The organism is Cryobacterium sp. TMT1-2-2 (genome assembly GCF_004403505.1).
Lineage (GTDB): Bacteria > Actinomycetota > Actinomycetes > Actinomycetales > Microbacteriaceae > Cryobacterium > Cryobacterium flavum.
Map to the genome: position 1 here is coordinate 70,613 of NZ_SOGS01000016.1, position 26,995 is coordinate 97,607.

Sequence of the window (26,995 nt, forward strand, 5' to 3'; positions counted from 1 at the left end):
CCCGGGCGGGCGAGGTCAGGGCAGCAGGGCAGCCCCGAGCAGGGCGTTGCGGCGGCGTTGAACCCGCACCCAGACCACGAAACCCACGAGGGTGAAGGCGCCGTAGAACAGGTACAGCACGGCCGAGGCGTAGTAGCCGGCGCTGATCAGCAGCGGCACGCCGACCACGTCGACGGCTACCCAGATCAGCCAGAATTCGGTCCAGCCCTTGGCCATTCCGTAGGTCGCCAGCAGCGATCCTGTGAAGATCCAGGCATCCGCCCAGACCGGTTCGAACGAGCCGAGGGCGCGAAAGATGGGGGTGAGCACCAGGGTGCCGGCGACGAGCCCGAGCCCCAGCAGGATGCGGGTGCGGTTACCGGCCCAGTGCGGGGCGACGGCAACGTGCACCGCCGAGTTGCGGCTGCGCTGCCACTGTACCCAGCCGAAGATCGACACGATGATGAACATGATCTGCCGGCCGGCCTGCCCGAGCAGATTGACCGGGTTGGGAGTGCCGAACACAGCGCCAAGAAACACGGTGAACAGCAGGGCGTTACCGATGATGCCGACCGGCCAGGCCCAGATCTTGCGGCGCATGCCGCCGACGGCGCTCGCGATGCCGAAGGCGTTGCCGACGACCTCGCGCCAGAGAATGGTCTGGGTGCCGATCTGCAACTGGGCGTCGAACAGCCATTCAATCGGGTTCATGGGGATCTTTCTGCGCGCGCGGCATGTGCCGCGCCTGACGAAGCGCGGCGCGTCCAATCTACGCCGCTGCTGCCCGGCCCTCTGCCGCCCGATGACAGAGCGGTGGCCCCGCAGAGTCTGCGGGGCCACTCAAACGGATGCTTCGGGCTAGTTCACCTCGTTGGGGTGCGCCGAGACGCGGCCGGCGCGCTCGAGCGCGGAGATCATGGTGACCTCGGTGTGGGTGAGTTCGAAGTCGAACACGTTGAAGTTCTCAATCATGCGCTCCAGCCGGTTCGACTTGGGGAACAGGATGTTGCCCACCTGCAGGTGCCAGCGAATGACGATCTGCGCGGGCGACTTGCCGTGCGCGTCGGCAGCATCCGTTATGACCTGCTCGTCGAACAGGGGGTACTTGCCCTGGCCGAGCGGGCCCCAGGCCTCAATGTTGATGCCGTTTTCGCGAGCGAACGCGGTGACTTCCGGCTGCTGGTGCGCTGGGTGCAGCTCGATCTGGTTGACCGCGGGCACAATGCTGGTCTCGTGCAGCAGGCGGTCCAGGTGCGGCACCAGAAAGTTCGAGACACCGATGGATCGGGCGCGGCCCGATTCCTGGATCTTCTCCAGGGCGCGCCAGCTCTCTACGAACTTGTCGTTCGCCGGAGCCGGCCAGTGAATCAGATAGAGGTCGACGTAGTCGAGGCCAAGCTTCTCGAGGCTCTCCTCGAACGAGTCAAAGGCCGACTCGGTACCCTGACGGTCGTTCCACAGCTTGGTCGTGATGAACAAATCGGAGCGGTCGATGCCGGAGGCGGCCAGAGCCTTGCCCACGCCCGCCTCGTTGCCGTAGATGGCGGCGGTATCGATGTGGCGATAACCGACCGACAGAGCGTCGGCCACGATGCGGGTGGTCTCGTCAGGTTCGACCTTGAACACGCCGAAACCGAGCTGCGGAATCGTGTGGCCGTCGTTGAGGGTGATGGTGGGAACAGATTTCGTCATCCCCTCACCCTATGCGCCCCGAAAGCCGTGCACCCCCCGAATACCCAGTGTTCACTGACCGCGAAAACGCCCTCGGAGTGCGACGAAGTATTATTGGAGCTTCATGGAAACGCTCAACATCACCTTCCCGCCCGAACTGCCGGTCAGCCAGCGCCGCGAAGACATCGCCGCAGCCATCCGCGACAACCAGGTCGTCATCGTCGCCGGCTCGACCGGGTCGGGCAAGACCACCCAGCTGCCCAAGATCTGCCTCGAACTCGGCCGCCAGAACATCGGCCACACGCAGCCCCGCCGGCTCGCCGCCCGCACGATCGCCGAGCGCATTGCCGAGGAGGTCGGCCAGGAGGTCGGCCAGCTGGTCGGCTACCAGGTGCGGTTCACCGACAAGGTCGGCGCCGATACCCGGATCAAGTTGATGACCGACGGCATCCTCTTGAATGAGATTCACCGCGACCGCATGCTGCAGAAGTACGACACGATCATCATCGACGAAGCGCACGAGCGCAGCCTCAACATTGACTTTCTGCTCGGCTACCTGCGCCAGCTGCTGCCCAAGCGCCCTGATCTGAAGTTGATCATTACCTCGGCCACCATCGATCCGGCCAGCTTCGCAAAGCACTTTGCCGCCGCCGACGGCACCCCGGCGCCGGTGGTCGAGGTGTCCGGGCGCACCTTTCCGGTGGAGATTCGCTACCGGCCGCTGGTGGCCGAGCCCGGCATCGACGACGATGACGACACGACGGATGCCGCTCCCCCGGTCGACCGCGACTACATCGAGGGGATCACCGCCGCCCTCGACGAACTCGAACGCGAGTCGAACGGTGACGTACTGGTCTTTCTCTCGGGCGAGACCGAGATTCGCGACGCGGCCGACGCCCTGCAGGGTAAATACGCCTCCTCGGCCAGTCGCAACCCGACCGAGGTGCTGCCGCTTTACGGCCGGCTGTCGTCTGCCGACCAGCATCGCGTGTTCCAACCATCGACCGTGGCGGGGGTGAAGCGGCGCATCGTGCTGGCGACCAACGTCGCCGAGACCAGCCTGACGGTGCCGGGCATCCGCTACGTGATCGACGCCGGAACTGCGCGGATCAGCCGGTACAGCGTGCGCTCGAAGGTGCAGCGGCTGCCGATCGAAGCCATCTCGCAGGCCTCGGGCAACCAGCGCAGCGGCCGGAGCGGGCGCACCAGCGACGGCATCGCCATCCGCCTGTATTCCGAGGAAGACTATCTGCGGCGCCCGGAATACACCGAGCCGGAGATTCTGCGCACCAACCTCGCCGCCGTCATTCTGCAGATGATCTCGCTCGGGCTCGGCGATATCGCCTCGTTCCCGTTTTTGACCCCGCCGGATTCCCGCAATATCAAGGACGGCCTCGACCTGCTCGCCGAACTCGGCGCGATCGAGGCAGAGGGAGCCGGCCGCACCAAGAGCGGCCGCGGCCGCGTTGCAACGGATGCCGCGGCCCCGGCCGGCCCGGCCACCCCGCGCCTCACCCGAATCGGCCAGCAACTCGCGCAGCTGCCGATCGACCCGCGGTTTGGCCGCATGGTGATCGAGTCGAAAACCCAGGGCACCAGCCGCGAAGTCATGGCGATCGTGGCCGGGCTCACCATTCAGGACCCGCGGGAGCGCCCGCTCGAGCGGCGTGCGCAGGCCGACCAGTTCCACGCGCGATTTGCTGACCCCACGAGTGACTTCCTCAGCCTGCTCAATCTCTGGAACTACCTCGAGAAGCAGCAGTCCGAACTGGGCTCGAGCGCCTTTCGGCGGCTGTGCAAGAACGAGTACCTCAACTACCTGCGGGTGCGCGAATGGCAGGACGTGCTGCGCCAGTTGCGCCAGCTGGCCAAACCGCTCGGCCTGCACCTCGGTGAGCCGAGCGCGAACCCCGACGGCGTGCACCGCTCGCTGCTGGCCGGGCTGCTCTCCCACATCGGGCTGAAGGACGTCGCCAAGAAGGACTATGTCGGGGCGAGGCAGCAGCGCTTCGTGCTGTTTCCCGGCTCGACCCTCGCGAAGAAGCAACCGAACGCCGTCATGAGCGCCGAACTGGTCGAGACCAGCCGACTGTTCGCCCGCATGAACGCTGTCGTCGACCCGGCCTGGGCCGAGCCGCTCGCCGGCGACCTGTGCAAGCGCAGCTACTCCGAACCGCACTGGGAGATGAAGCAGGGCGCCGCCGTCGTGTACGAACGCGTGACGCTGTACGGCGTGCCGATCGTGGCGCGGCGCCGGGTGCAGTTCTCCCGCATCGACCCGGCCTATGCCCGCGAGCTGTTCATTCGGCACGCTCTGGTCGAGGGCGAGTGGGACCGCGCGTCGGGGCCGCAGTCTGTCGCCGCCGAGAAGGAAGCCGACCGCGGCGGTCGCGGGCCTTCGCGCAGCGAGCGCGTCAGCATCTCCGTGGACGGGGGCGCTGCCTCGGGCGGGCGCGGGTCCGGCGGCGCGCCCGCGGTAGGTTCCAGCGCGAGCCGCGGCGGAAGGCCCGGGCAGACCGGCGACCCCGGCATGTGGGCGTTCGAACGGGCCAATGCCCGGCTGCGGGAGGAACTGGCCGAGCTGGAGGAGCGTACCCGGCGCCGGGACATCCTCTTTGACGACGAGGCTGTCTTCGACTTCTACCAACGGCGTATTCCGGCTGATGTCTCGTCGACCAAGAGCTTCGAGGGCTGGTGGCGCAGTGCCCGCTTCGACACCCCCGACCTGCTCACGATGACCGCCGACGCGCTCGTGGCCGAAGACTCCCCCGAGATCGACGAGGGGCTGTTTCCGCCGAGCTGGCAGCAGGGTGACCAGCGCCTGACCCTCGGGTACCGCTTCGAGCCCGGTGAGGAGGACGACGGCGTAACCGTACGCATCCCGCTCGCCCTGCTCGCCCGACTGTCGCCGAACGGATTCGACTGGCAGGTGCCCGGCCTCCGCGCCGAACTCGTGACCGCCATGATTAAGTCGCTGCCGAAAAGCATCCGGCGCAATGTCGTTCCGGCCGCCGACTGGGCCGCGCGCCTGCTCGGCGAGCTGCCTGGCGAACCCGGAATTGTGGAGACCCTGCCGACGCCTGTGCCCGAGGTTTCGTTCGCTGAAACCCTCGCCGCGCTGATTCAGAAGCTCACCTATGTGCCGGTCACCGCAGGCGACTTCGAGCTCGGCCGCGTTCCCTCCCACCTGCGCATGACCTTCGTCGTCACCGACGAGCGCGGCCGCACGGTCGCCTCCGACAAGGACCTCGCCGACCTGCAGCGCCGCCTGGTCACCCGGGTGCGGGAGAGCGTCGCGAAGGCGACCAGCGCCGCCGCCCCCAGCAATGCCATCGAACGCGGCGGCATCACCACGTGGGACCTCGGTGAACTCCCCCGCTTCCTCGACACGAAGCAGGGTGACAACACGATTCGCGGGTATCCGACGCTGGTCGATGACGGGGCATCCGTTTCTATTCGCATGATGAGCACCGAGCTGGAGCAGGCCCGTGCGCTGCCCCGCGGGGTGCGGCGGCTGCTGCTGCTCGCGACGCCGTCGCCGGCCGCGTACGTACAGCAGCACCTGACCGCGGCCGAGAAGCTTTCGCTCGCGACCAGCCCCTACAAGAGCACGCAGGCCCTGTTCGAGGATTGCCTCGCCGCTGCGGTCGACGACGTATTGTTTCGGGTGCGTCCAGGCGGCCAGGTGTTCATGAAGGCGGAATTCGACACCATTCGCGACCGGGTGTCGGGGGTCGTGATGGATTCCATGTTTGAAACTGTCGGCCTGGTCGCGCGAATCCTCACCGCCCAGCGCCTGGCCGATAAGGCGCTCAAGGCCGCGACCAGCATGGCGCTGCTGCCCGGAATCAGCGATGCCCGCCAGCAGCTCACGGCCCTGGTCTACCCCGGGTTCGTCAGCGATACCGGCCTGGCCCGGCTGCGCCACCTGCCGCGCTACCTCGGCGGAATCAGCGCGCGGGTGCCGAAACTGGTCGACAATCCGAGCCGCGACCGGGTCTGGATGAACGAGACCCAGGCCGCAACCACCCGGTTCGAGAACGCCGGCGGTACCATGCCCCTGAAAGCAGATGCCGCGGCATCCGTTCTGCGCGCCCGCTGGATGATCGAGGAGCTGCGCATCAGCTTGTTTGCGCAGGAGCTCAGGGCGGCAGAGCCCGTCTCGCTGCAGCGCATCCAGAAGGCGCTCGCCGGATAGTTCACGCCCCAGGCCCACCTTATGAACCCAGGCCCAGTCTATAAACTGGGCCCGGGCCCCGTTCCCGGGTAGTGGTGCGGGGCTAGAGCACCTTGGAGAGGAAGGCCTGGGTGCGGTGGTGCTGGGGGTTGGCGAGCACCTCGGTGGGCACGCCGCTCTCGACGACGACGCCGCCGTCCATGAAGACCAGGGAGTCGGCGACCTCGCGGGCGAATCCCATCTCGTGGGTGACCACGATCATGGTCATGCCATCGCGAGCGAGGCCCTGCATCACGTCGAGCACCTCGCCGACGAGCTCGGGGTCGAGCGCACTGGTGGGCTCGTCGAACAGCATGAGCTTGGGTTCCATGGCAAGGGCCCGGGCGATCGCGACCCGCTGCTGCTGGCCGCCCGACAGGTGCGCCGGGTAGTAGTCGGCGCGGTTGGCGAGGCCCACCCGTGCCAGCAGTGCACGCGCGCTGGCCTCCACGGCCGCTTTGGAGAGACCCTTGACCCGGATCGGTGCTTCCATCACGTTCTGCAGCGCCGTCATGTGCGGAAACAGGTTGAAGCGCTGAAAAACCATGCCGATGTTTCGGCGCTGCATGGCAGCGGCTTTCGGGTGCATCTCGAAGAGCTTTCCCTTGCTCTCCGTATACCCGATGAGTTCACCATCGACACTCAGTCGGCCCGCCGACACCACCTCGAGGTGGTTGATGCAGCGCAGGAACGTTGACTTGCCCGACCCACTGGGTCCAACAAGGCACATCACCTCTCCACGCTTCACCTCGAGGGAAATGCTCTTGAGCACCTCGTTTGAGCCGAAGCTCTTGGAGACGGCCTCGGCGAGCACCATGGGAACGTCTGCGGTAGCGCGTGGCCCTGCCGTGGCAGTCATCGGGTGTCTCCGTTGTTCGTGGTGGGCGGGTTCTGGCCCTTCGGCGGCTGCACGACCGTGGGCTGGCCACCACCGATCACCGGCAGTACACCGGTCAGGGCACCGGTGGCGTCGTCTGCTTTGCGATCGGGACGTCGGTCGCCGATGCCGCGCGCAAAACGCTTCTCGAGAAAGTACTGGCCAACCATCAAAATGGAGGTGAAGAACAGGTACCAGATCGAGGCCACAATGAGGAGAGGAACCGGGTTGAAAATCGCGGCCGAAATGTCCCGAGACCGGGTGTAAAGCTCAAGAGTAAAAGGAATTGCCGTCACAAGCGAGGTCGTCTTGAGCATCGAAATGACTTCGTTGCCGGCGGGGGGAATGATCACACGCATCGACTGCGGAATAATAACGCGCATCATCGTCTGTGCCCAGCTCATGCCCAGCGCGGTGGCTGCCTCCTCCTGACCGCCGTCCACCGACAGCAATCCGGCGCGCACGATCTCCGCCATATACGCGGCCTCATTCAGTGCCAGCCCAATCACGGCGAGCATGAACGCACTGACCGCCACCTTGGTGGGGAATGACGCCCAGGGCTCGGTGAACGGAAGGCCGATGTCGATCGTCTGGTAGATGGTTGCCACTAGGCCCCAGAATGCCAGTTGCACATAAACCGGAGTACCGCGAAAGATCCAGAGGTACACCCAGGCGATGCTGCTCACAACCGGGTTGGGAGACAGCCGCATTACGGCGAGCGTCACGCCGAGAATGATCGCGATAACCATGCTGTAAATCGTGAGTTGCAGGGTGACGAACGCGGCCTGCGAGATGCGCTGGTCGAAGAGAAACTTGCCGACGGACGGCCAGTCGTAGGCGGGACGCTGTGCGGCGTCGAGCACAAAGAGTGCCAGAACGAGCAGCAACACGACGGCGAAAACATTCCGCCACGGGTGACGAAGGCGAATCGCCTTGATTGCGGGAGAGCGGTCAGAGCCGTTGGGCGGGGTTGACCCCGCCGAACGGTTCACAACTGTTTCGGCCATGATGTTGCTCGCTTACGCTCTAGCCGTTGGAGGCGGCGTTGATGGTGATCGTGTCGATGCCACCGTCGGTGACACCCCACTTGTCGAGGATCTTGCCGTAGGAACCGTCGTCAACCATGGACTGCAGCGCAGCCTGCACGGCCTTGGTGAGTTCGGAATCCTTGTTCACGACGATTCCGTAGGGGGCGACGTCAAAGCTCTCGCCAGCGGCCTCAAGCTTGCCCTCCGTCTTCGAGATGGCGTACAGGGCCACCGGGGAGTCGGCGCTGAGCGCATCCGCTTTGCCGAGCACGACGGCGTTGGTCGCTTCGTCCTGCGAGGTATAGGGCAAGACCTCGATGGCGGGCTTGCCGGCCGCGGCGCAGGCCGCGTTCTTGGCGGGAAGCTCGTCGGTGTCCTGAACCGTGTTGGACTGCACGGCCACGGTGAGGCCACACGCATCGTTGGGGTCGATCGTGCTGCCGGTCTTGGCGGCCCAGAGAATTCCGGCGTTGAAGTAGTTGACGAAGTCGACCTGCTTCTCACGCTCCAGGTTGTCGGTGAACGACGACTCGCCGATGTCGACGGTGCCACCGGTAATGCTCGGAATGATGTTGTCGAAGTCGGCGATCTGATACTTGGTGGTGAGGCCGAGCTTGGCGGCGATGCCGTTGGAAAGTTCGATGCCCCAGCCGATCGGTGCGCCGGCATCGTCCTTGAACTCGTTCGGCGGGTAGGCCGCATCGGTTCCGATGATGAGCACGCCGGCGCTCTTGATACTGGCGGGGAGCAGCGCGACGGCTGCGGCATCCGCTTCAATGGTGGCAGCGGCGCCGGGCGTCGTGACGGCCGGAGCCGAGTTGTCGACACAGCCGGTGAGCAGCAAAACGGCGGCGGCGGCAAAAGCCGGAACGAAATAGCGTGCGCGCATGGCACTTCCTTCTTGATTTGGTCGAAAGTGCGGGATTCGACAGTGAATCCCACACGCGGGTAAGACCTATCGAGCCTAATGCACACCGGCGCGCGCTGGAGTCGAGACGGCACCCCCCATCCGCCGTTTTTTGACGAGCGGATGCTGCGGATCTATCGTCGAGAGGTGCCCACCCTCAGACCGAACATCCTGTACACCTCCCCCAACGATCCGCTCGCCGCTCCCCTGGTGGCCGAACTCTCGCGGGAATACGACGAGCGCTATGGCCTGAACGACGGCATTCCATCTTCGGTCGAACTCAGCCGGTACCCGGCGCGGCGCTTTCAGCCGGTCGACGGCGGTACTTTTCTGCTCCTGGTCGAAAACGGGCAGGCGGTGGCCGGCGGAGCTTTCATGCGGGCCGACGACGACACCACCGTCGAGGTCAAACGGGTGTGGACGCACTCGGCGCATCGTCGCCGCGGGCTGGCCCGTCAGGTGATGGCCGAGCTCGAAGCGGAAGCTGCACGGCGCGGCATTCGCTCGATCGTGCTGACCACGGGAGCCCGCCAGCCGGAGGCAGTGGCGCTCTACCTCGCGCTCGGCTACGAACCGCAGTTCGACCTGGACGAGGACTGGGAGTCGATCGGGTATTTGGAGTTTCGCAAGCAGCCTACGGTCGTCGACGAGTCGGGCCAGACGCCGCTCTGACGGCACGCACACAACGGATGCCGCGCGTCCAGCTGGGCCAGCGGCATCCGTTTTTGAAGCGTGCTACTCGTTGACGGCGGCGGCGAGCAGGGTGACGTAGCCGTCGAGGCCCCAGCTCAGCGAGAGTCCGGTGGGCGGCGAGACCGAGCTGATGAACGCGGCGCCGACCGGGCTTGCAACCGTGCCGGCCTGCACCTGCGGCATCGCCTGCGAGTAGCTCGCGTCCAGGAACGCGTCGGATTCTTCCTGGGTGGAGCCGAAGTTCACCAGCAGGTCGCTGTCGAGTTGGTCGAGTTGCTCGTAGCTGAGCGTGTAATAGAAACTCGCCTCGTCGGTCGCGAGCGCTTCGACGGCGGGCGCGCTGACGAAACCGAGGTCGAGCGTGAAGGCGACGCGGGGGTCTTCCTTCTTATAGACGTAGAAGGTTCCGGCACTGTCGCTCGTGAGAGCGATGCTCTTGCCGGCGAATTCGGGATGCGCGGCGGCCTGGTCGGCGATCTCGGAGTCGATCGAGGCGAGCAGGGCGGTTGCCTCACCGGTCTTGCCGAGCGCGGTGCCGGTGATCGAGATGAGATCGCGCCACGGTGTGGCCCACGCGTCACCGGGGTAGGCGACGACCGGCGCGATCTTGTTGAGCAGGTCATACTCCTGCTCGGTGATGCCGGAGTAGGCGGCGAGGATCACGTCGGGGGCGGCGGCGGCGATGTCCTCGTAGGGCGGCTCTTGGCTGTCGGGCAGCACGACGGGCATTTCCTGGCCCTCGAGCGCCTCAGCGATCCACGGCAGTACGCCGTCCTTGTCGCCGCCGTAGCTCTGGAACGGAATCGCGACCGGAGTCACGCCGAGCGCAATCGCGTCGTCCGCGCTGCCCCAGCCCCAGGCCACGACGCGGGTCGGCTGCTTCTCGATGGTGGTTTCGCCGAACGCGTGCTCGATGGTGACGGGAAAGCTGCCGGATGCCGCGGCATCGCCGGCGGGGGCCGTCGCGTTATCGGCGGCGGTGCATCCGCTCATCCCCAGGGCGAGGATGCTCGCTGCGGCAGCGAGCGTGATGGTCAGGCGTCGGGACACGAAGTTCTCCAGTTCGTTGGCTTTCATACTTAGGGTAGCCTACCCTAACTTTAGACCTGCTGGTGTAGCCGGGAACGAGTCGCGGGCGCAGGATCGGCGGGCGCCGGATCAGGGTCGGCCGCTCGCCCGTGGAACCGGCCGATCGGAACGACCATGGGCGCACCACAGACCGGATCTGGCACGATCCGTGCCTCGAGGTCGAAGGCAGAGCGCACGATCTCGGCGGTGAGCGTGTCGGCGGGCGCGCCAGTCGCGATGATTTTGCCGGCGCGCATGACGACGAGGTGGTCGGCGTAGCGGGCGGCGAGGTTGAGGTCGTGCAGCACCATCACGACGGTCGTTCCGTGTTGGCGGTTGCACTCGAGCAGCAGGTCGAGCACTTCGATTTGGTGGGTCACGTCGAGAAATGTCGTGGGTTCGTCGAGCAGCAGAATCTCGGGGTCCTGGGCGAGGGCCATGGCAATCCAGACCCGCTGCCGCTGCCCGCCGGAAAGGTCTTCGAGGTGGCGGGCTGCAAGCTGCTCGGTGTTCGTGGCGGCCATCGCCGCGGCGACGATCTCGTCGTCGGTACTCGACCACTGCCGAAACCAGCCCTGGTGCGGGTAGCGGCCTCGCCCGACGAGGTCGGCCACGGTGATGCCGTCGGGAGCGATGGGCTGCTGCGGCAGCAGTCCGACGACGGTCGCGACCTTCTTTCCTGGCAGCGCGGCGATGTTGCGGCCACCCAGGGTGACCTGGCCGGCATCCGGTTTGATCAGTCGGGAGAGCCCCTTGAGCAGGGTGGATTTGCCGGAGGCGTTGGCGCCGACGATGACCGTGATCGCACCGGGGATAACCTCGAGGTCGAGGCCGTCGATGATGGGCGTGTGGTCGTAGCCGAGGGTGATGCCTTCGGCGCGCAGTTGGTGGGTCATCAGGCACCCTTTCCGGTTTTGTTGCTGGTGGCGAGCAGCCAGAGCAGATAGGGGGCGCCGATCGCGCCCGTGATGATTCCGGCGGGGAGTTCGAGCTGCCCGGGCAGCAGATGCTGTGCCGTGAAATCGGCCACGGCAGTGATGAGGGCGCCAACGAGTGCCGCGGGCACGAGTGCGAGGCCGCCGGTGCCGAGCACGCGCCGGGCGATCGGTGCCGCCACAAAAGCCACGAAGGCGAGCGGACCGACCGCCGCGGTCGCCGTCGCGGCGAGGGCAACCGCGACTACGAGCAGCAGGAGTCGAGTGCGTTCGGCCCCGACGCCGAGGCTCGCTGCGAGGTCATCGCCGAGTTGCAGGGCTTGCAGTCGCCCGTCAGCCAAGCGAATTACCGGCAGCAGCATGAACAGAACGAGGGCCACGACGGCGATGTCCTGCCAGCGGGCGCCGCTCACGCTGCCGACCAGCCAGAGCAGCGCGCCCTGCGCGTCGTTCAGGTCGGCGCGGGACAGCAGGTAGCCGAGCACGCCCTGCACCATGAAGGCGACGCCCACGCCGATCAGCACGAAGCGATAGCCGACCACACCGCCGCGCCAGGCCAGCAGGTAGATGGCGCAGGCGACAATGATGGCTCCCACGAAGGCGGCGAGGGAGGTGGCGACACTTCCGAAGCCGAGAATGAGCATGCTGAAGACGGCGGCGGCGCTCGCTCCCCCGGTGACTCCGATGATGTCCGGGCTGGCGAGCGGGTTGCGCAGCACGGTCTGGAACAGGGCGCCGGACAGCGCGAACGCCACGCCGACGAGCACGGCGAGGGTCAGTCGGGGCAGGCGCAGCGAGAGCACGATGAAGTTCTCGCCCTGGCTACCCTGGCCGGTGAGGGTGCGAAGCAGGTCCGGAACGCTGAGCGAGTACGCGCCGACGGCGAGGCTGAACGCCGCGACGACGACGAGGGCAGCCAGGAGTACGAGCACGACGCTCCGGTTGCGCCGGCCGCGCTGGGCGCGCGCGTGCGCCAGGGGGGTGGCATCCGCTCTCTGTAAAGTTGTCATCACAGGCCTGCCAGTTTCACGCGACGCACCAGGGCGATCAGCACCGGCGCGCCGAGAAACGCGACGACGAGACCGGCCTCGATTTCGCCGGGCTGGGCGATGAGGCGACCGAGCACGTCGGCGAGCACGAGCAGGGTCGGGCCGAACAGCGCCGAGAACCCGATGATCAGGCGGTAGTCGGGACCGGTGATCCACCGGGCCACGTGCGGCACGGCGAGGCCGACGAACACGATCGGGCCGGCCATCGCCGTCGCCGAGCCGCAGAGCAGCACGATGGCGACGGCGCAGACGATGCGGGCGGTAATCAGGTTTTGGCCGAGGCCGCGGGCGAGGTCGTCGCCCAGCGCGAGGGCGTTGAGCATGCGGGCGGCCACGATCGCCAGCACCAGACCAACCAGGATGAACGGGGCCAGCGGCAGGGCGGCCTCGAGGCCGCGTGCCACGAGCGACCCGGCCGCCCAGAACCGGTAGCGATCGAAGGCTTCGGTGTCGGCGAGCAGCACGATGGTGATGAGCGAGGTGAACGCGGCGGTCAGCGCGGTTCCGGCGAGGGCGAGCTTGACCGGCGTCGCACCCTCACGGCCGAGAGAACCGATGAGGTACACGATGGTGGCCGCGACGGCGGCGCCCGCGAAGGCGAACCAGACATAGCCAAGCGAGGACGTCACCCCGAACGAGGCGATCCCGGCGACGACGAACAGCGAGGCGCCGGCGTTGACGCCGAGCAGGCCGGGGTCGGCGATCGGGTTGCGCGTGACGCCCTGCATGAGAGCGCCGGCCAGGCCGAGGGCGAGGCCGGCGAGCAGGCCAACGGCGGTGCGCGGCAACCGCAGGTCGAGAATGACGGTGTGGTCGGTCAGGGTGCGGTGCGGGCTGAACAGGGCGTTCCACACGGTGCCGGGGGCGATCTCGCGGGTGCCGACCAGGAGCGATGCGGCCACGCTGAGCCCGAGCAGCCCGACGGCGAGCGCGAAGCCGATGACGACCCGGCGCGGGTGGGCGCGCGGTGACACGGGCACAGCCACGGGTCGATCCGGAGCCAGGGTCATTGAGCTTCGGACCGGCCGAGCCGCCAGTAGCCCATGAAAGCCACCCTTGAGCGGTCGATGCCGGTCTGACTCACCAGAAACCGTCGCAGGAGTTTGATCGTGCAGGATTCTCCGGCGAGCCAGGCGTAGAAGCCGGCTCCGTTCTCTTCGGCGGGCGATTCCCAGAGCAGGTCACAGTCCACGTCGACCTCGGCGAGCGGCTGCGCAGCCGCCGCGACCGCGGCCTCGACCAGGGCGCGATTGCTCACAACCCAGCCACGCACTGCGGCCTCGAGGCGCTCTCCGTGCGGCGCCCGATCGCGAGCCAGCCAGGTGATCTCGCACCCTGCGGGCAGAACGAGAGGCAGGGCATCCGCCCCAGTGGGTATCTCGATGAAGGCCTGGGCGCGGCGGCCGGCCGGCAGGCTTTCGAGGATGCTGCAGATGGCGGGGGCGGCGGTCTCGTCGCCGGCCAGCAGCAGGTCGGTCGCCTGGCCGGGGTGCCAGTCGAGGCCGATCGCCCGGCCCGGGCTGCGCTCGTCGGGGCCGACGATGACGACGTCACTGCCGATGGAAACGGCCTGCAGCCAGCGCGCAGCCGGGCCGAGTGCGCCGTGACCGGCGTGGGTGACGAAATCCACGTCGAGTTCCCGCTGTTCGGGGCGCACGGCGCGAATCGTGTAGGTGCGAAAGGGGTTGCGATCGGCGTCGGGCAGTGCACGCCAGCGGTCATACCAGCGGCCCGTGGCAATGGTTTCCTCGTGGTCGGCGCCGATATCGGAGAGTCCCCGGCCGGGCAGCGAAAACACGATCTTGACGCGCTGGTCCAGCCCGGCCGTGCCGAAGGTGTCGAACTGTTCACCGAAGAAGGTCACCCGGGTGAAAAGTTCACTCAATAAGCGGATGCCGACGACCGTCGCGCGATAGGGCCGGTAGGCCGGGCGGTCAGCGACCGTCGTAGCGCCGGGGCCGGTCACGCTCGGTAAGGTAAGCATTACCTTAGTATGGCATGCCTTGCCTCAGATCAGGCTGTACGGTCTGAAACCGTCCTGGCGCGCTGACTCCCCAGTTTTCGATTCAACCGACCCTAGACTGAAATCATTGTGAAAAGTTACTGGACCCTTCTGCGCACGCCGGGCGTATCCCGCCTGATCGGCGCGCAGTTGACGGCGAGGTTTCCCTTTGGAATGCTCTCCCTCGCCTTTCTCATTCACATCGAGCGCATCTTCGATTCGTACGGTGCGGCGGGGCTCGTTCTGGGCGCGATGAGTATCGGCCAGGCCATCGCCGGTCCCCTGACCAGCCGGCTGATGGGCCGGCTCGGCATGCGCCCGGTCATCATCGCGACAATGTTCATCTGCGCCGTGTCGATCGTGGTCATGGCACTGGTTCCGCTGTCGGTGCTGAGCCTGATGCTCATCGGATTCGTCGCCGGACTGTCGACCCCGCCGATCCAGCCGGCCGTGCGCACCATCTACCCCAAGATCGTCAACTCCCGCCAGCTCACCCCGCTGTTCTCGCTCGACGCCTCGGCGCAGGAGATCATCTGGGTGCTCGGACCGGTGATCGCGACCTTCGTGGCTTTGCAGGTATCGACGACCGCGGGCATCCTGCTCGCCGCGTTCTTTCTGGTGGCCGGCGGAATCTGGTTCGTCTCGCTGCCCGAGGTCGGCCGGGTGCGCATCCCCCGCAGCCGGCGCAAGCTCGGCGTCGTGCTCAAAAAGCCCGAGGTACTGCTCAGCACCATCGTCGGGTTCACGCTGGTCGCGGCCTGCGCCGCCGTGGAAGCCGGGGTGGTCGCGGTGTTCGGCCACGGCAGCGCCGATGCCGGCTGGGTGCTCGGCATCTTCGCCATCGGCTCGCTCATCGGTGGGCTCGCCCTCGGCCACGCCCCGATCGGCCCCTGGGCGCTCGCTGCCCGCATGCTCATCGTCACGATCGGCCTCGCCCTGGCCAGCCTGTGGCTCACCTTCTGGTGGCTGTCCTTTGCCCTGCTTCTGGCCGGTGTCGGCATCGCCCCCGCCTTCGCCGTTCTGTTCGGCATCGTCTCGGCCAGCGTCAAGTTCAGCGACACCGCCGAAGCCTACGGCTGGGTCGGCACCGGCCAGCTGATCGGCGCCGCCATGGGCTCCGCCATTGCCGGGTTCTCGATCGACCACTCCGGACCGGTCTCGGCCATCTACGTCGCCGCCGGCTTCGCCGCCCTGGGCTGCATCATTCCCGCGCTCGGCCGCCGCTGGCACCCCGACCTGCGCGGCCGCGACATCAGCCCCATCCCCGACACCGAGCCCATTCAGATTCAGGTCTCGTAGCATTATGGGATGACCTCCCTCACGCTCAATGACGGCCACGTGATCCCCCAGCTCGGTCTCGGGGTCTATAAAGTAGCGGATGCCCTCGCCGCCGACACCGTCGAGGTCGCCCTCGCCGCCGGGTACCGTCACGTCGACACCGCCGCCCTCTACGAGAACGAGGTCGGCGTCGGGCAGGGTCTCGCGCGCTCGAACGTGCCCCGCGAGGACGTGTTCGTGACCACCAAGGTGTGGAACGACCGCCACGGCTACGACGAAACGCTGAAAGCGTTCGACGAGAGCCTGGCCAAACTCGACCTCGACTACGTCGACCTCTACCTGATCCACTGGCCGGCCCCGACCCAGAATCGCTACGTCGAGACCTATCGGGCGCTCGAGGCGATCCGGGCCTCAGGTCGTGCCCGCTCGATCGGCGTCTCCAACTTTCATCCGCACCACCTCGACCGGCTGCTGAACGAGACCGAGGTCGTTCCGGTGCTCAACCAGGTGGAGTTGCACCCGTGGCTGCCGCAAGCCGAGGTGCGCGCGTATGACGCGGCCCACGGCATCCTGACCGAAGCGTGGTCGCCGCTGGCTCGCGGGCGTGCGATCGGCAACCGGGCCCTCGATGCGATCGGCGCCAGGCACGGCAAGTCGGCCGCGCAGATCGTGATCGCCTGGCACCTCGCGCTCGGCAACGTGGTCATTCCCAAGTCGGTCACGCCGGCGCGCATCCGCGCCAACATCGACGTGTTCGACATTTCCCTCGACGCCGACGACCTCGCGGCGATTGCCGGTCTGGAGAGCGGCGAGCGCACCGGCAAGGACCCAGACGACCTCGACTGAGCCCTATAGGGGAACGAGGGCGTCCGGCCCGAGCGGGTCTGGCACGTCTTCGGCGTTCGGCAGGGTGCTGATGAACCGGTAGAACACGATGCCGAGCACCGTCGCGACCACGCCGCCAATGATGAAGGGCAGGGCAAGATCGATGCGCCCGACCAGACCGCCGAGCACGCTCCCGATCGGTGTCGCTCCCCAGAGCAGGGTGCGCCAGGTGCCGTGCACTCGCCCGAGCAGATGCCCCGGAATGATGCTCTGCCGCAGGGACATCACCAGAATGTTCCAGACTGTCACCGCGCCGCTGCTCACCGCGAAAAAGATCACGGTCACCCACAGGTTGGGCCAGAGGCCAACAATCAGGAACGCCAGGCCGCTCAAGACCAGCATGATCGCCATGGTCGGCCCGGCATTCAGGCGGTTCTTGAGCGGTGCCGTAAAAACCGATCCAACGATGCCGCCGATCGCGCCGCTCAGCATGAAGACTCCGAACCAAGCCTCCGGTACCGCGAGCGGTCCGAGCACGAACAGCACGAAGCTGGCCGTGGCGAAGGAGAACGCGAGTCCGACGGTAGTGCGCAGCAGCCAGAGCGTGACCAGCATGCGGCTCTTCACGATGAAACGGTAGCCGTCGACGAACTGGCGATACCAGGCGGCTTCCGTCTGGTCGCCGATCAGAGCGTGCTGCCGTCCCGACGCGATCTTCGGCAGGAACAGCGCGAGCGCTGCGGCGACCAGAAAAGCTACCGCGTTCGCACCGAGCGGGATCAGCACCGAAACGGCGAACAGCAGGCTGGTGAGCGGCCCGGCCAAAAAATTCTGCACCACGAGCTCGCCGGCCTCGATGCGGGAATTGGCGCGGGGCAGGTCGGCGCGGCCGATGATGCTCGGAACGACCGCGCGGGTCGCCCCGTCGTACACGGTCTCGAACGCACCATAGATGAAAATAAGGGCGTACAGCCAGACGATGGTGAGGGCATCCGTTGCGGTGAGCACACACAGGGCGACGGCGAGGATCATGCGCACGGTGTTGGCGAGTGCGAGGGCGATGCGACGGTCGATGCGGTCGACCAGGATACCGGCCGGGATGGCGCAGAGCAGCCACGGCAGCATCGCCATGGCCGCGATACCGGCGATCAGCAGGGGGTCGTCGGTGAGCCGCGCCGCGAGCAGGGGCAGCGCGGTGCGCGCGATACCGTCACCGAGATTGCTCGCGAGGCTCGCCGTAAACAGGTTGTTGAAGGCCGGCCCGAGGCCGCCCGACAGCCGACGCCGCATCACCAGCGGGGGTGAATCTGCTCCCGCAGGAGCCGATCGTAGATATCCTGCACGCCCTCGTTAAAGGCGAGGTCAAGTGGTTCGGCAACGCCCGCCGTGGCATTGCCCAGCGCCTGCGCGACCGAGCGAGCGCCGGGAATGACGGCGCTCACGCCGTCGATCTGAGCAACCCAGGCCAGCGCAGCCTGCGCGGGAGTGAGGCCGGCCGGGGCCAGAGCGGCGAATTCAGTCGCGGCCTGCAGGCCTACCTCGAAGTCGACGCCGGAGAAGGTCTCGCCAACGTCGAAGTGGCTGCCGTCACGGTTGAAGTTGCGGTGGTCGCTCTCGGCGAACACCGTCTCGCGGGAGTATTTGCCGGTCAGCAGTCCGCTGGCCAGCGGCACCCGCGCGATAATGCCGACCCCGGCCTCCCGCGCGGCGGGCAGCACCTCATCGAGCGGCTTCAGTCGAAACGCGTTCAGGATGATCTGCACGGTGGCGACGCCGGGGTGGCTGATCGCGGCGAGGGCCTGGGCGCAGGTCTCCACGCTCACGCCGTAGTTGCTGATGACGCCCTCGTCGACGAGGGTGTCGAGCGCGTGGTAGACCTCGCCCGAGTCGAAGACCGCGCTCGGCGGGCAGTGCAGTTGTACGAGGTCGAGGGTGTCCGTGCCGAGGTTCATGCGCGAGCGGTCGGTCCAGGCCCGAAAATTGGCAAGCACGAAATTCTCGGGCAGCTGCTCGGCCCGCCGCCCCATCTTGGTCGCTACGGTGATTTCAGCGCCCGGGGCGTCGTGCGCGAGAAAATGCCCGATCAGGCGTTCGCTGCGGCCGTCACCGTAGACATCCGCTGTGTCAAAAAAGGTGATTCCGGCATCAGCGGATGCCGCCAGCACAGCGGTCGCGTCAACGTCAGACACGGCACCCCAGTCGGCGCCAAGCTGCCAGGTTCCGAGGCCGATCACGGAAACAGTGCGGCCGGTTCGTCCGAGGGTGCGTTTGTGCATAGCTCCAGCTTAGGTAGGGGGCGGTTTCAGCGCCGCAAGAATTTCTGGTGTGGCGGGGAAGACGCTCAGACCGGGCGACCGCCGACGATCGCGATGGCGCGGGCGGCGAGACGACTACCGGCATCCGCTGCTGACGTCATCGACGCACCCTCGAGCCACGCTGCGACGAAACCGGCACCGAAGGCATCGCCGGCCCCGGACGCGTCGGTCCGGTCACCGCCTGCGGCTGGAACCATCACCGGAGGCTGTCCGTCGACTGCGACGACCGCGCCCTCGGCCCCCATGGTGAGTGCGACCAGCCCAAAACTCTCAGCGAGACGCGTCGCAACGTCGAACGGATCCTCCAGCCCGGTGAGGGCACGCCCCTCGGGAAGGTTGGGCAACAGAACGGATGCCCCCGCCACCGCCCGCAAGAAATGCGCCACCCCGAAATCCGCCAGTTGACCGCCCGAACCCGGGTCCACGACGACGGGCACCCCACGCTCGCGGCATCGCCCCAGGAGGTGTTGGAAGGAATCAACCGTCCCCTCCGGGTCGTGCTGGCCGGAGAACACCGTATACCCGGTGAAATACAGCGCCGCAGCACCGTCGAGCAGGGAATCGGGCACGTCGTTCGGAGTCAGAACCCGGTTGGCCCCGCGTTCGATCAGCACGGTGCGGCCCTCGTTCTCATCGACAATGACGATGATCGTGCCCGTAGGACGGGTCGCGTCGGGAGTGAGGTGAGCCCGCACACCAAAATCAGCGAGAAAGGCGGCATGGTAGTCACAGTCGATGGCACCGACCCGGCCGATGAAGTCCACAGCCACCCCGGTGCTTCCGAGCCAGGCCGACACGTTGGCCGCCGCACCGCCCGGAACCTGACGAATCGATGACTGCGTATCGGTGTCGACAAGCGGCTCCCGATGCGGTCGAACGACAATGTCGTCGATCACGTCGCCGAACACCACAACGCGTGGGCGTCCACCATCGCTCAAGATATCCCCTTTGAATTAGTGCCGACCGGAATTCATAGTGGTCGGCCTGGCCAAGCCGCACATACCCCCGAATGACCGAACATTCTCTGAGCCTAGTGGCCCCCGATGCGCTCCGCGATCAGCGGACCGCCATCCTGCACGGGCTCCCCCGGGTCGCCGATGCGCCAGGCACCCGCGACGGCCTCGAGCGCACGGGCGAACCGTGCTGGCTCGTCGGCGCTGAGCGTGAACAGGGGCTGCCCCTTGACCACGGTGTCGCCGGGCTTGGCGTGCAGGTCGATTCCGGCGGCGTGCTGCACCGGATCCTGCTTGCGTGCCCGGCCAGCGCCGAGCCGCCAGGCACCGATCCCGAACGGCAGCGCCTGCTGTTCCACCAGCACGCCGCTCCGCTCAGCGAGTACGACGTGGGTTTCGCGGGCGACCGGCAACGCGGCATCCGGGTCGCCGCCCTGCGCGCGAATCACGGCGCGCCATTTGTCCATAGCCCGACCATCGTGCAGGGCGGCACCCACGTCGACGCCGGTGATTCCAGCGAGCGAGAGCATCTCCTCGGCCAGGGCCACGGTGAGTTCGACCACATCTTTCGGCCCGCCACCGGCGAGCACCTCGACCGATTCGCGCACCTCATTGGCATTGCCGATGGCAAAACCGAGCGGCACGTTCATGTTGGTCAGCAGGGCGGATGTCGCCACCCCGGCATCCTCGCCGAGTTCCACCATAGTGCGGGCGAGCTCGCGTGAGCGCTCGATATCTTTCAGAAAAGCACCGGAGCCGAACTTCACGTCGAGCACGAGGGCCTGAGTGCCCTCGGCAATCTTCTTCGACATGATCGACGACGCGATCAGCGGAATCGCCTCGACCGTTCCGGTGATGTCGCGCAGGGCGTAGAGCTTGCCGTCGGCCGGAGCCAGACCGCTGCCGGCCGCGCAGACCACGCCGCCGATCTCCTGCAACTGTTTAAGCATCTCGGCGTTGCTGAGGTTGGCGCGCCAGCCCGGAATCGATTCGAGTTTGTCGAGGGTGCCGCCGGTGTGGCCGAGGCCACGACCCGAGAGCTGCGGCACGGCCGCGCCGAACACCGCGACGAGCGGCATCAGCGGCAGGGTGATCTTGTCGCCGACACCGCCGGTGGAGTGCTTGTCGGTGGTCGGCTTGCCGAGCCCGTCGAAGCTCATGCGTTCGCCGCTCGCGAGCATCGCCATGGTCAGCGCCCGAATCTCGTTACGGCTCATGCCGTTCAGAAATATGGCCATGGTCATGGCGGCCATCTGCTCGTCGCCGACGTAACCACGCGTGTAGGCGTCGATCAGCCAGTTGATCTGCGCTTCGCTGAGTTCGCCGCGGTCGCGCTTGGTGTGGATGAGGTCGACGGCGTCAAACGCTTCGATGGTGGTCATTCCGTGTGTTCCTTTACAGCGTGATACTCGGCGAGCTGGCGTGGCCCGAAGGCATCCGGCAGCACCTCGTCGATGGTCTTCACGCCGGAGACGGTTTCGAGCAGCATGCCCGGCGCGGAGTGTTCATACAGAAGCTGCCGGCAGCGACCGCACGGCATGAGAATGCCACCGTTGCCGTCGACGCAGGTGAAGGCCACGAGGTGGCCGCCGCCGCTCCGGTGCAGCGCGGAAACCAGACCGCACTCGGCGCAGAGGGTGAGGCCGTAGGAGGCGTTCTCCACGTTGCATCCGCTGATCACTCGTCCGTCATCGACCAACGCCGCGACGCCCACCGGAAACTTGGAGTACGGCACGTAGGCGGTCTTCATGGCGGCGAGGGCGACCTCCCGCAGCGCGGCCCAGTCGACGGTCACCGTGCTCACTTGATGTACGGCTTTCCGTCGGCGGCGGGGGCCCGCGAGCGGCCGACGAACCCGGCCACGGCGAAGATCGTGACGACGTAGGGCAGCATGAGCATGAATTCACTCGGCACCGGCGAGCCAATGATGCCCAGCACGTTTTGCAGGTTGGTGGCGAAGCCGAACAGAAGCGCCGCGAGGGTGGCCTTGATCGGATGCCACTGGCCGAAGATCACCGCGGCGAGGGCGATGAAGCCCATGCCGTTTGTCATCTCCTTGTTGAACGCGCCGACAGCGCCGAGGGTGAAGTACGCTCCGCCGAAGCCCGAGATGACGCCGCCGAGGGTGACGGCAACGAAACGGGTGCGGTTGACGTTGATGCCGACGGTGTCGGCGGCCTGCGGATGCTCACCCACGGCCCGCACGCGCAGGCCCCACTTGGTGCGAAACAGGCCAAAATACACCACGGCAACGGCTACGTACATGACGTAGACGATGATGGTCTGGCGAAAAAGCACCGGGCCGATAATGGGGATTTCGCTGAGCAGCGGAATGTTGAGTCGGGGAAAGACATCCGGTGAGTTGAGGTTGGCGCTCGGGGCGAGAACCTGCGAGTAGAGAAAGCTGGTGAGCCCGATCACAAGCACGTTGAGCACGACGCCGACGATGACCTGGTCGACGAGATACTTGAGCGCGAATGCGGCCAGCACCATGGAGACGAGCGCTCCGGCGACCATCGCGGCGAGCAAGCCGATGTAGGGGTTGCCCGTGGCGGAGGCGACGACCGCTGAGCTGAAGGCACCGGCCAGAAGCTGCGCCTCGATGGCAACGTTCACGACGCCGGCGCGCTCGGACAGCACACCGCCGAGGGCACCGAAGATGAGCGGGGCGCTCAGGGTGACCGTTCCGATCAGCAGTCCGGGCACCGGAATGGTCGATCCCGATGCAGCCCAGGCCAGAAAGCCGACCAGAAACAGCAGGGCGAACAGAATGGTCAGCACGATCGGAATCTTGCGGTGGCGGTAGACCAGCCAGACAGACGCCGCGGCCAGCAGCACGAGCACGATGGCGATGATCACCCCGGTGGCGAAAGTCGGAAGCGCCATCTCGGGCAGCTGAATCAGGTCGCGCGCTTCGGACAGACGGAAGGTGCTGAGCTCGCCGCGCTGGCCTCGTCCGAGCACCACGAACAGGATCAGGGACAGCACGGCAAAGCCGCCGAAGGTGATCGGAATCTTCCAGCTGCGAATTTGTGCCGTCGTCGCGATCGGGGCGGAAACGGGAGCTGTGCTCTCTGCGATCGTGCTCACTTTGCCACCACCTCGTTGCTCTTGCTTGCCTTGACGGCGCTGATCTTGGGTGTTCTCGTGGTGCCTGGCGTCGGAAGGTGGAACATGGCCCGCACCAGCGGCGGGGCAGCGATGAACAGCACGATCAGAGCCTGTACGACCACGACGATATCGATGGGCACACCCTCTGCCGCCTGCATGGAAAACCCTCCGGCTTTGAAAGCACCGAAGAGAATGCCGGCGGCGAAGATTCCCCAGGGCTTAGACCGGCCCAAAAGTGCCACCGTGATGGCGTCGAAACCGATACCCGCGTCGATACCGGAGCCGAAACCAGTCGTCACCGTACCGAGCACCTGGTTGATACCGGCCAGCCCCACGAGCGCACCCGAGATGGCCATGGCATACAGGTAGACGTTCTTCACGTTGATGCCTGCTACCCGGGCCGCGCTGGGGTTTTGACCGACGGCGCGAAACTGAAACCCGAGGTTGGAGCGGCTGAGCAGCCACCAGACGAAGATTGTGGCGGCGATGACCGTGAGAAAACCGGCGTGGAGGTTGTATCGGGGTCCAAACAGGTCGGGGAACACCGCGGTGGACAACATCGGCGGGGTCTTCGGGTTATTGCTGCCCGGAGCCTGGAGGGCACCCGGCGTGCGCAGCAAGAACTGGATGAGGTAGAGCGCCACGAAGTTGAGCATGATCGTGACGATCACCTCGTGGGCTCCGGTGCGAGCCTTGAGCAGGCCCACAATTCCGCCCCAGATAGCGCCGCCGAGCAGACCGGCCAGAATAGCGACAATCAAGTGGATGCCAGCCGGCAGCTCGACCGCAAAAGCGACATAGCCAGCGGCCCCGGCGGCGATGAGCATCTGCCCACGACCACCGATGTTGAACATCCCCACCCGAAAGGCGAGCCCGACGCCGAGGCCGGCCGCGATCAGCGGCGTGGCGAAGGTGAGGGTTTCGGTCAGCGGGCGTATCGCGGTGAGAAAGTTCTGGGCCCGAAAGTTATAGATCGACCCCTGGAACAGGGCGGAATACGCGCCCGCGACGGCGTCCCAAACGGCCTGCAGCAGGTCGGCCGGACGGGAGAAGAAGTACCCGGCCGTCTCCTGCACGCGTTCGTTGGTGAATGCGATCAAAATGGCGCCGACCACGAGCGCGAACACGACGGCGAGAATGGAGATCATGGTGCTGCCGCCGGTGATGTCGCGCAGGCTTTGGGTCCAGCGCTCAGACCCGTCCTTCCGGCCAGGTCCGGCAGCCGGAGCGGCGGGAGCCGGCGCTGCCGGTGCCGTCAGGTCACTCACAGTGCAGCCTCGGTTTCGGGGGCGTGTTCGCCGGCCATCATAAGGCCCAGCGTGGCGCGGGGGGTGTTGCCAGGAACGATTCCAACGATTTCTCCTCGATACATCACCGCGATGCGGTCTGCGAGCGCGACGACCTCGTCGAGCTCGGTGGACACCACGATCACGGGAATACCCGAATCCCGCGTTTCGATAATGCGGGTGTGCACGAACTCGATCGAACCGACATCGAGCCCGCGGGTGGGCTGGGCTGCCACGAACAATCGCAGCTCCCGACTCAGCTCACGGGCGAGCACCACTTTCTGTTGGTTGCCACCGGAGAGCCGGCCAGCCTCCATGGCACTGCCCTGCGAACGAATATCGAACTCGTGAATCTTCTCGGCGGCGAATTTGGCTCGAAATCCCAGCTGGAGGTTTCCGCCCTTCACGAACGGCGCCCCGGAGCTGCGGTCCAGCATGAGATTCTCGGCGATGCTGAAGTCGGCGATGAGGCCGTCTTCGGTGCGGTCCTCGGGAACGAACCCAACGCCGGAATCGAGGATGTGCCGCACGCTGTAGCCGCGCAATGGTTTTCCGTCGAGTTCGATCGACCCGGTCACGTGGTGCTGCAGCCCGATCAGGGCTTCGGTCAGTTCGGTTTGGCCGTTGCCCTGCACCCCGGCAATGGCGAGCACCTCACCGGCCTGCACGTCGAAGCTCACGTTGTTGACGACGATCTGGTTGCGGGCGTCGATGACCGTGAGATTCTTTATCGACAGTGCGGTACCGCGCAGCTCCGGCGCGTTCTTGTGCACGGTCAGTTCGACGGCACGACCCACCATGAGTGATGCCAGCTCGGCGTTCGTCGCGGTCGGCGAGGCTTCACCGACAACGGTTCCCAAGCGGATGACGGTGATGCGGTCGGCGACGGCGCGCACCTCCCGCAATTTGTGCGTGATGAACACGATTGAGGTGCCGGACTCGGCGAGCTGGCGCATGATGATCATGAGCTCGTCGGTCTCTTGCGGGGTGAGCACGGCGGTGGGTTCGTCGAACACCAGCACCTTCGCATCTTGGGACAGCGCCTTGATGATTTCCACCCGCTGCTGCACACCGACCGGAAGGTCTTCGATCAGGGCGTCCGGATCGATATCGAAGCCGAAGCGGTCGGAGATCTCGCGAACCTTGGCGCGGGCCGCACTGAGATCCAGCCGGCCGCCGAAGGTGGTCTGTTCGTGGCCGAGCACGACGTTCTCGGCGACGGTGAACACCGGAACGAGCATGAAGTGCTGGTGCACCATGCCGATTCCCGCGTTCATGGCGTCGCCGGGACCGGCGAATTTCTGCACCACGTCGTCGAGCAGAATCTCGCCCTCTTCGGCAATGTACAGGCCGTACAGCACGTTCATCAGGGTGGACTTGCCAGCGCCGTTCTCACCCAGGAGGGCGTGAATTTCACCCGACTCGACGGTGAGGGAGATGTTGTTGTTGGCGACCAACGCACCAAAGCGCTTGGTGATGCCGCGAAGTTCGAGCTTCATTCATCCTGAATTCTTGAGTCGAGCATGGCGGGAGTGCACGAGGGTAATGAAATGGGGAGGCCGAAAAATCGGCCTCCCCATTGCTGTCAGCGTATTACTGCTTGGGCGAAGCGGGCGATTCCACCGTGATCGAACCGTCGATGATACCAGCCTTGATCGCGTCCAGCTCGTCGGTCATGGTCGCGGGGACCTTGGATTCGAAGTCGTGGAACGGCGCAACTCCCACGCCGTCGTTGGCCAGGGTACCGACGAATGCGGTGGCATCGAAGGCACCGGTGCCGGCACCGGTGACGACGTCGGACACGCCGACCTTGATGCCCTTGAGGATGCTGGTCAGGAACAGGTCAGCGCCATCCGGGTAGGTCTCGTATAGGTCGGCGTCGACACCGATCATGGCGATGTCCTTGCCCGAGCTCTTGATCGCTTCAATCGCGCTCAGGAAGATCGGTCCACCAACGGGAAGCAGCACGTCGGCGTTCTGGTCGATGAGGCCCTGGGCCTTGGCGAGCGAGTCGACGCCTGCAGCGAAGCCACCGGTGAAGGAGCCGGTCTGCGAGGCGACGTCCCAGCCGACGGTCTTAACGGACGTACCGTTCTGGTCGTTGAAGTAGGTGACACCGTCAGCGAAACCATCCATGAAGATGGTGACCGGGGGAATCTGAAGTCCGCCATAGGTTCCCACGACGCCGGTCTTGCTGTAGCCGGCTGCCGCGTAGCCGGCCATGAAGCCGGCGGGGGCGGTGTCGAACACGATCGGCTTGATGTTCGGCGCGTCTACCTCACCGTTGAAGTCGAGGTCGGCGGTGTCGTCGATGATGGCGTAGTTGACTTCGGGGTTGGCCAGAGCCGACTCGACCGTTGCGGCGGCGAGGTTGAAGCCGACGGTGACGATGAGAGAGCAGCCCTGGTCGACGAGGTTCTGCACGTTCGACTGGTAGTCAGTCTCGGTCGCAGACTCGACCGTGATCGGCGTGACGCCCAAGGACTTGGCCGCTTCGTTGAGTCCTTCGAAACCGAGCTGGTTGAACGACTTGTCGTCGAATCCACCCGCGTCAGAAACCATGCAGGGAACGAAGTCGCTGGCGGCGGCGGAGTTGGTGTTATCGGTGGTGGCGGGCGCCTGAGCACAGGCCGCGAGCATCGCCACTGAGCCGAACATTGCAAGACCGGTGAGTACGGTCTTACGGGTCGAAATTGTCAAGAGGACCTCCAGGATGCTGCCCAGCGAGATCGCTCGGGCGTGGTGCGATCCACGTTACCGAATGTGACGCTGCGCAGATGAGCATTGTGCGTGCGCGGGCGA

23 protein-coding genes are annotated in these 26,995 nt (G+C 66.2%); 4 read left to right on the forward strand and 19 right to left on the reverse strand.

The genetic code is table 11. The features are described from left to right. Positions 1–15: 15 nt before the first annotated feature. Both pnuC and E3T35_RS10285 read right to left on the reverse strand, forming a co-directional pair. Positions 16–690, reverse strand: coding sequence for a nicotinamide riboside transporter PnuC (gene pnuC / locus E3T35_RS10280; RefSeq protein ID WP_104089706.1), 675 nt, complete (start codon positions 688–690; stop codon positions 16–18). Positions 691–837: 147 nt separating this feature from the next. After that, positions 838–1,671: an aldo/keto reductase gene (locus E3T35_RS10285; protein ID WP_134345719.1), complete on the reverse strand. Its 834-nt coding sequence runs from the start codon at positions 1,669–1,671 to the stop codon at positions 838–840. A gap of 103 nt (positions 1,672–1,774) precedes the next feature. Here E3T35_RS10285 and hrpA point away from each other — a divergent pair, with 103 nt between their 5' ends. Continuing rightward, a complete protein-coding gene (hrpA, locus tag E3T35_RS10290) occupies positions 1,775–5,848 on the forward strand; it encodes an ATP-dependent RNA helicase HrpA (RefSeq protein ID WP_134378936.1) in 4,074 nt (1,357 codons plus the stop codon). 82 nt (positions 5,849–5,930) lie between these two features. Here the strand turns inward: hrpA and E3T35_RS10295 are convergent, their stop codons facing one another. Genes E3T35_RS10295 through E3T35_RS10305 form a run of 3 tightly spaced genes read right to left on the reverse strand, consistent with a single transcriptional unit; the run spans position 5,931 to position 8,660 of the window. Beyond that, positions 5,931–6,683 carry an amino acid ABC transporter ATP-binding protein gene (locus E3T35_RS10295; RefSeq protein WP_134346025.1) on the reverse strand — a complete coding sequence of 251 codons (753 nt, stop codon included), beginning with the start codon at positions 6,681–6,683 and terminating at the stop codon, positions 5,931–5,933. A gap of 38 nt (positions 6,684–6,721) precedes the next feature. Next, positions 6,722–7,750 carry an amino acid ABC transporter permease gene (locus E3T35_RS10300; RefSeq protein ID WP_134345715.1) on the reverse strand — a complete coding sequence of 343 codons (1,029 nt, stop codon included), beginning with the start codon at positions 7,748–7,750 and terminating at the stop codon, positions 6,722–6,724. A gap of 19 nt (positions 7,751–7,769) precedes the next feature. After that, positions 7,770–8,660 carry an ABC transporter substrate-binding protein gene (locus E3T35_RS10305; protein WP_134345713.1) on the reverse strand — a complete coding sequence of 297 codons (891 nt, stop codon included), beginning with the start codon at positions 8,658–8,660 and terminating at the stop codon, positions 7,770–7,772. 165 nt (positions 8,661–8,825) lie between these two features. On the opposite strand from E3T35_RS10305, the gene E3T35_RS10310 reads away from it, so the two are divergent. Next, on the forward strand, positions 8,826–9,350 hold the full coding sequence (locus tag E3T35_RS10310; protein WP_241988808.1) for a GNAT family N-acetyltransferase: 525 nt from the start codon (positions 8,826–8,828) through the stop codon (positions 9,348–9,350). Positions 9,351–9,413: 63 nt separating this feature from the next. On the opposite strand, the gene E3T35_RS10315 is transcribed toward E3T35_RS10310, so the two are convergent. The 5 genes from E3T35_RS10315 to E3T35_RS10335 are packed head-to-tail and all read right to left on the reverse strand — an operon-like array spanning position 9,414 to position 14,407. Beyond that, positions 9,414–10,448: an iron-siderophore ABC transporter substrate-binding protein gene (locus tag E3T35_RS10315; RefSeq protein ID WP_174777094.1), complete on the reverse strand. Its 1,035-nt coding sequence runs from the start codon at positions 10,446–10,448 to the stop codon at positions 9,414–9,416. 23 nt (positions 10,449–10,471) lie between these two features. After that, positions 10,472–11,335, reverse strand: a complete 864-nt coding sequence (locus E3T35_RS10320) for an ABC transporter ATP-binding protein (RefSeq protein WP_134345711.1) — start codon at positions 11,333–11,335, stop codon at positions 10,472–10,474. Then, positions 11,335–12,384 (reverse strand): iron chelate uptake ABC transporter family permease subunit, encoded by a 1,050-nt coding sequence (locus E3T35_RS10325; protein ID WP_134378938.1) that lies wholly within the window; start codon positions 12,382–12,384, stop codon positions 11,335–11,337. The genes E3T35_RS10320 and E3T35_RS10325 overlap by 1 nt, the downstream gene beginning before the upstream one ends. Further along, positions 12,384–13,409, reverse strand: coding sequence for an iron ABC transporter permease (locus tag E3T35_RS10330; RefSeq protein WP_241988809.1), 1,026 nt, complete (start codon positions 13,407–13,409; stop codon positions 12,384–12,386). The genes E3T35_RS10325 and E3T35_RS10330 overlap by 1 nt, the downstream gene beginning before the upstream one ends. Positions 13,410–13,429: 20 nt before the next feature. Next, positions 13,430–14,407 (reverse strand): siderophore-interacting protein, encoded by a 978-nt coding sequence (locus E3T35_RS10335; protein ID WP_134378942.1) that lies wholly within the window; start codon positions 14,405–14,407, stop codon positions 13,430–13,432. Between the two features lie 108 nt (positions 14,408–14,515). Between E3T35_RS10335 and E3T35_RS10340 the strand changes: the two genes are divergently transcribed. Continuing rightward, positions 14,516–15,724, forward strand: coding sequence for an MFS transporter (locus E3T35_RS10340; RefSeq protein ID WP_104089697.1), 1,209 nt, complete (start codon positions 14,516–14,518; stop codon positions 15,722–15,724). A 9-nt stretch (positions 15,725–15,733) separates the two neighbouring features. Beyond that, the gene (locus E3T35_RS10345) at positions 15,734–16,549 is read left to right on the forward strand and encodes an aldo/keto reductase (RefSeq protein ID WP_134378944.1); all 816 of its coding nucleotides are present in this window, start codon (positions 15,734–15,736) and stop codon (positions 16,547–16,549) included. A gap of 3 nt (positions 16,550–16,552) precedes the next feature. On the opposite strand, the gene E3T35_RS10350 is transcribed toward E3T35_RS10345, so the two are convergent. From E3T35_RS10350 to E3T35_RS10390, 9 genes are all read right to left on the reverse strand, one after another. Beyond that, the gene (locus tag E3T35_RS10350) at positions 16,553–17,818 is read right to left on the reverse strand and encodes an MFS transporter (protein ID WP_241988828.1); all 1,266 of its coding nucleotides are present in this window, start codon (positions 17,816–17,818) and stop codon (positions 16,553–16,555) included. Further along, positions 17,818–18,804 carry an aldo/keto reductase gene (locus tag E3T35_RS10355; RefSeq protein ID WP_134378948.1) on the reverse strand — a complete coding sequence of 329 codons (987 nt, stop codon included), beginning with the start codon at positions 18,802–18,804 and terminating at the stop codon, positions 17,818–17,820. Before E3T35_RS10355 ends, E3T35_RS10350 begins: the two co-directional genes overlap by 1 nt. Positions 18,805–18,869: 65 nt before the next feature. Next, the gene (locus tag E3T35_RS10360) at positions 18,870–19,781 is read right to left on the reverse strand and encodes a carbohydrate kinase family protein (RefSeq protein ID WP_166789915.1); all 912 of its coding nucleotides are present in this window, start codon (positions 19,779–19,781) and stop codon (positions 18,870–18,872) included. A gap of 92 nt (positions 19,782–19,873) precedes the next feature. Next, the gene (locus E3T35_RS10365) at positions 19,874–21,178 is read right to left on the reverse strand and encodes a thymidine phosphorylase (RefSeq protein WP_134345696.1); all 1,305 of its coding nucleotides are present in this window, start codon (positions 21,176–21,178) and stop codon (positions 19,874–19,876) included. Beyond that, complete coding sequence (locus E3T35_RS10370; RefSeq protein ID WP_166789916.1) at positions 21,175–21,600, reverse strand: cytidine deaminase; 426 nt, start codon at positions 21,598–21,600, stop codon at positions 21,175–21,177. Before E3T35_RS10370 ends, E3T35_RS10365 begins: the two co-directional genes overlap by 4 nt. Further along, positions 21,597–22,877, reverse strand: a complete 1,281-nt coding sequence (locus E3T35_RS10375; protein ID WP_370449171.1) for an ABC transporter permease — start codon at positions 22,875–22,877, stop codon at positions 21,597–21,599. The genes E3T35_RS10370 and E3T35_RS10375 overlap by 4 nt, the downstream gene beginning before the upstream one ends. A 5-nt stretch (positions 22,878–22,882) precedes the next feature. Continuing rightward, complete coding sequence (locus E3T35_RS10380) at positions 22,883–24,175, reverse strand: ABC transporter permease (RefSeq protein ID WP_370449324.1); 1,293 nt, start codon at positions 24,173–24,175, stop codon at positions 22,883–22,885. Continuing rightward, positions 24,172–25,692, reverse strand: a complete 1,521-nt coding sequence (locus tag E3T35_RS10385; protein ID WP_134345692.1) for an ABC transporter ATP-binding protein — start codon at positions 25,690–25,692, stop codon at positions 24,172–24,174. Before E3T35_RS10385 ends, E3T35_RS10380 begins: the two co-directional genes overlap by 4 nt. A 94-nt stretch (positions 25,693–25,786) precedes the next feature. Next, positions 25,787–26,893 carry a BMP family protein gene (locus E3T35_RS10390; RefSeq protein WP_134345690.1) on the reverse strand — a complete coding sequence of 369 codons (1,107 nt, stop codon included), beginning with the start codon at positions 26,891–26,893 and terminating at the stop codon, positions 25,787–25,789. Positions 26,894–26,995: the final 102 nt, after the last annotated feature.

Bases quoted from the DNA above. Each gene is read 5' to 3' on its own strand.
- E3T35_RS10345 (WP_134378944.1), top strand. From the start codon at position 15,734: ATGACCTCCCTCACGCTCAATGACGGCCACGTGATCCCCCAGCTCGGT.
- E3T35_RS10355 (WP_134378948.1), bottom strand. From the start codon at position 18,804: ATGCACAAACGCACCCTCGGACGAACCGGCCGCACTGTTTCCGTGATC.
- E3T35_RS10305 (WP_134345713.1), bottom strand. From the start codon at position 8,660: ATGCGCGCACGCTATTTCGTTCCGGCTTTTGCCGCCGCCGCCGTTTTG.
- E3T35_RS10365 (WP_134345696.1), bottom strand. From the start codon at position 21,178: ATGACCACCATCGAAGCGTTTGACGCCGTCGACCTCATCCACACCAAG.
- E3T35_RS10295 (WP_134346025.1), bottom strand. From the start codon at position 6,683: ATGGTGCTCGCCGAGGCCGTCTCCAAGAGCTTCGGCTCAAACGAGGTG.
- E3T35_RS10300 (WP_134345715.1), bottom strand. From the start codon at position 7,750: ATGGCCGAAACAGTTGTGAACCGTTCGGCGGGGTCAACCCCGCCCAAC.
- E3T35_RS10320 (WP_134345711.1), bottom strand. From the start codon at position 11,335: ATGACCCACCAACTGCGCGCCGAAGGCATCACCCTCGGCTACGACCAC.
- E3T35_RS10285 (WP_134345719.1), bottom strand. From the start codon at position 1,671: ATGACGAAATCTGTTCCCACCATCACCCTCAACGACGGCCACACGATT.
- pnuC (WP_104089706.1), bottom strand. From the start codon at position 690: ATGAACCCGATTGAATGGCTGTTCGACGCCCAGTTGCAGATCGGCACC.
- hrpA (WP_134378936.1), top strand. From the start codon at position 1,775: ATGGAAACGCTCAACATCACCTTCCCGCCCGAACTGCCGGTCAGCCAG.
- E3T35_RS10385 (WP_134345692.1), bottom strand. From the start codon at position 25,692: ATGAAGCTCGAACTTCGCGGCATCACCAAGCGCTTTGGTGCGTTGGTC.
- E3T35_RS10315 (WP_174777094.1), bottom strand. From the start codon at position 10,448: ATGAAAGCCAACGAACTGGAGAACTTCGTGTCCCGACGCCTGACCATC.
- E3T35_RS10325 (WP_134378938.1), bottom strand. From the start codon at position 12,384: ATGACAACTTTACAGAGAGCGGATGCCACCCCCCTGGCGCACGCGCGC.
- E3T35_RS10350 (WP_241988828.1), bottom strand. From the start codon at position 17,818: ATGCGGCGTCGGCTGTCGGGCGGCCTCGGGCCGGCCTTCAACAACCTG.
- E3T35_RS10335 (WP_134378942.1), bottom strand. From the start codon at position 14,407: ATGCTTACCTTACCGAGCGTGACCGGCCCCGGCGCTACGACGGTCGCT.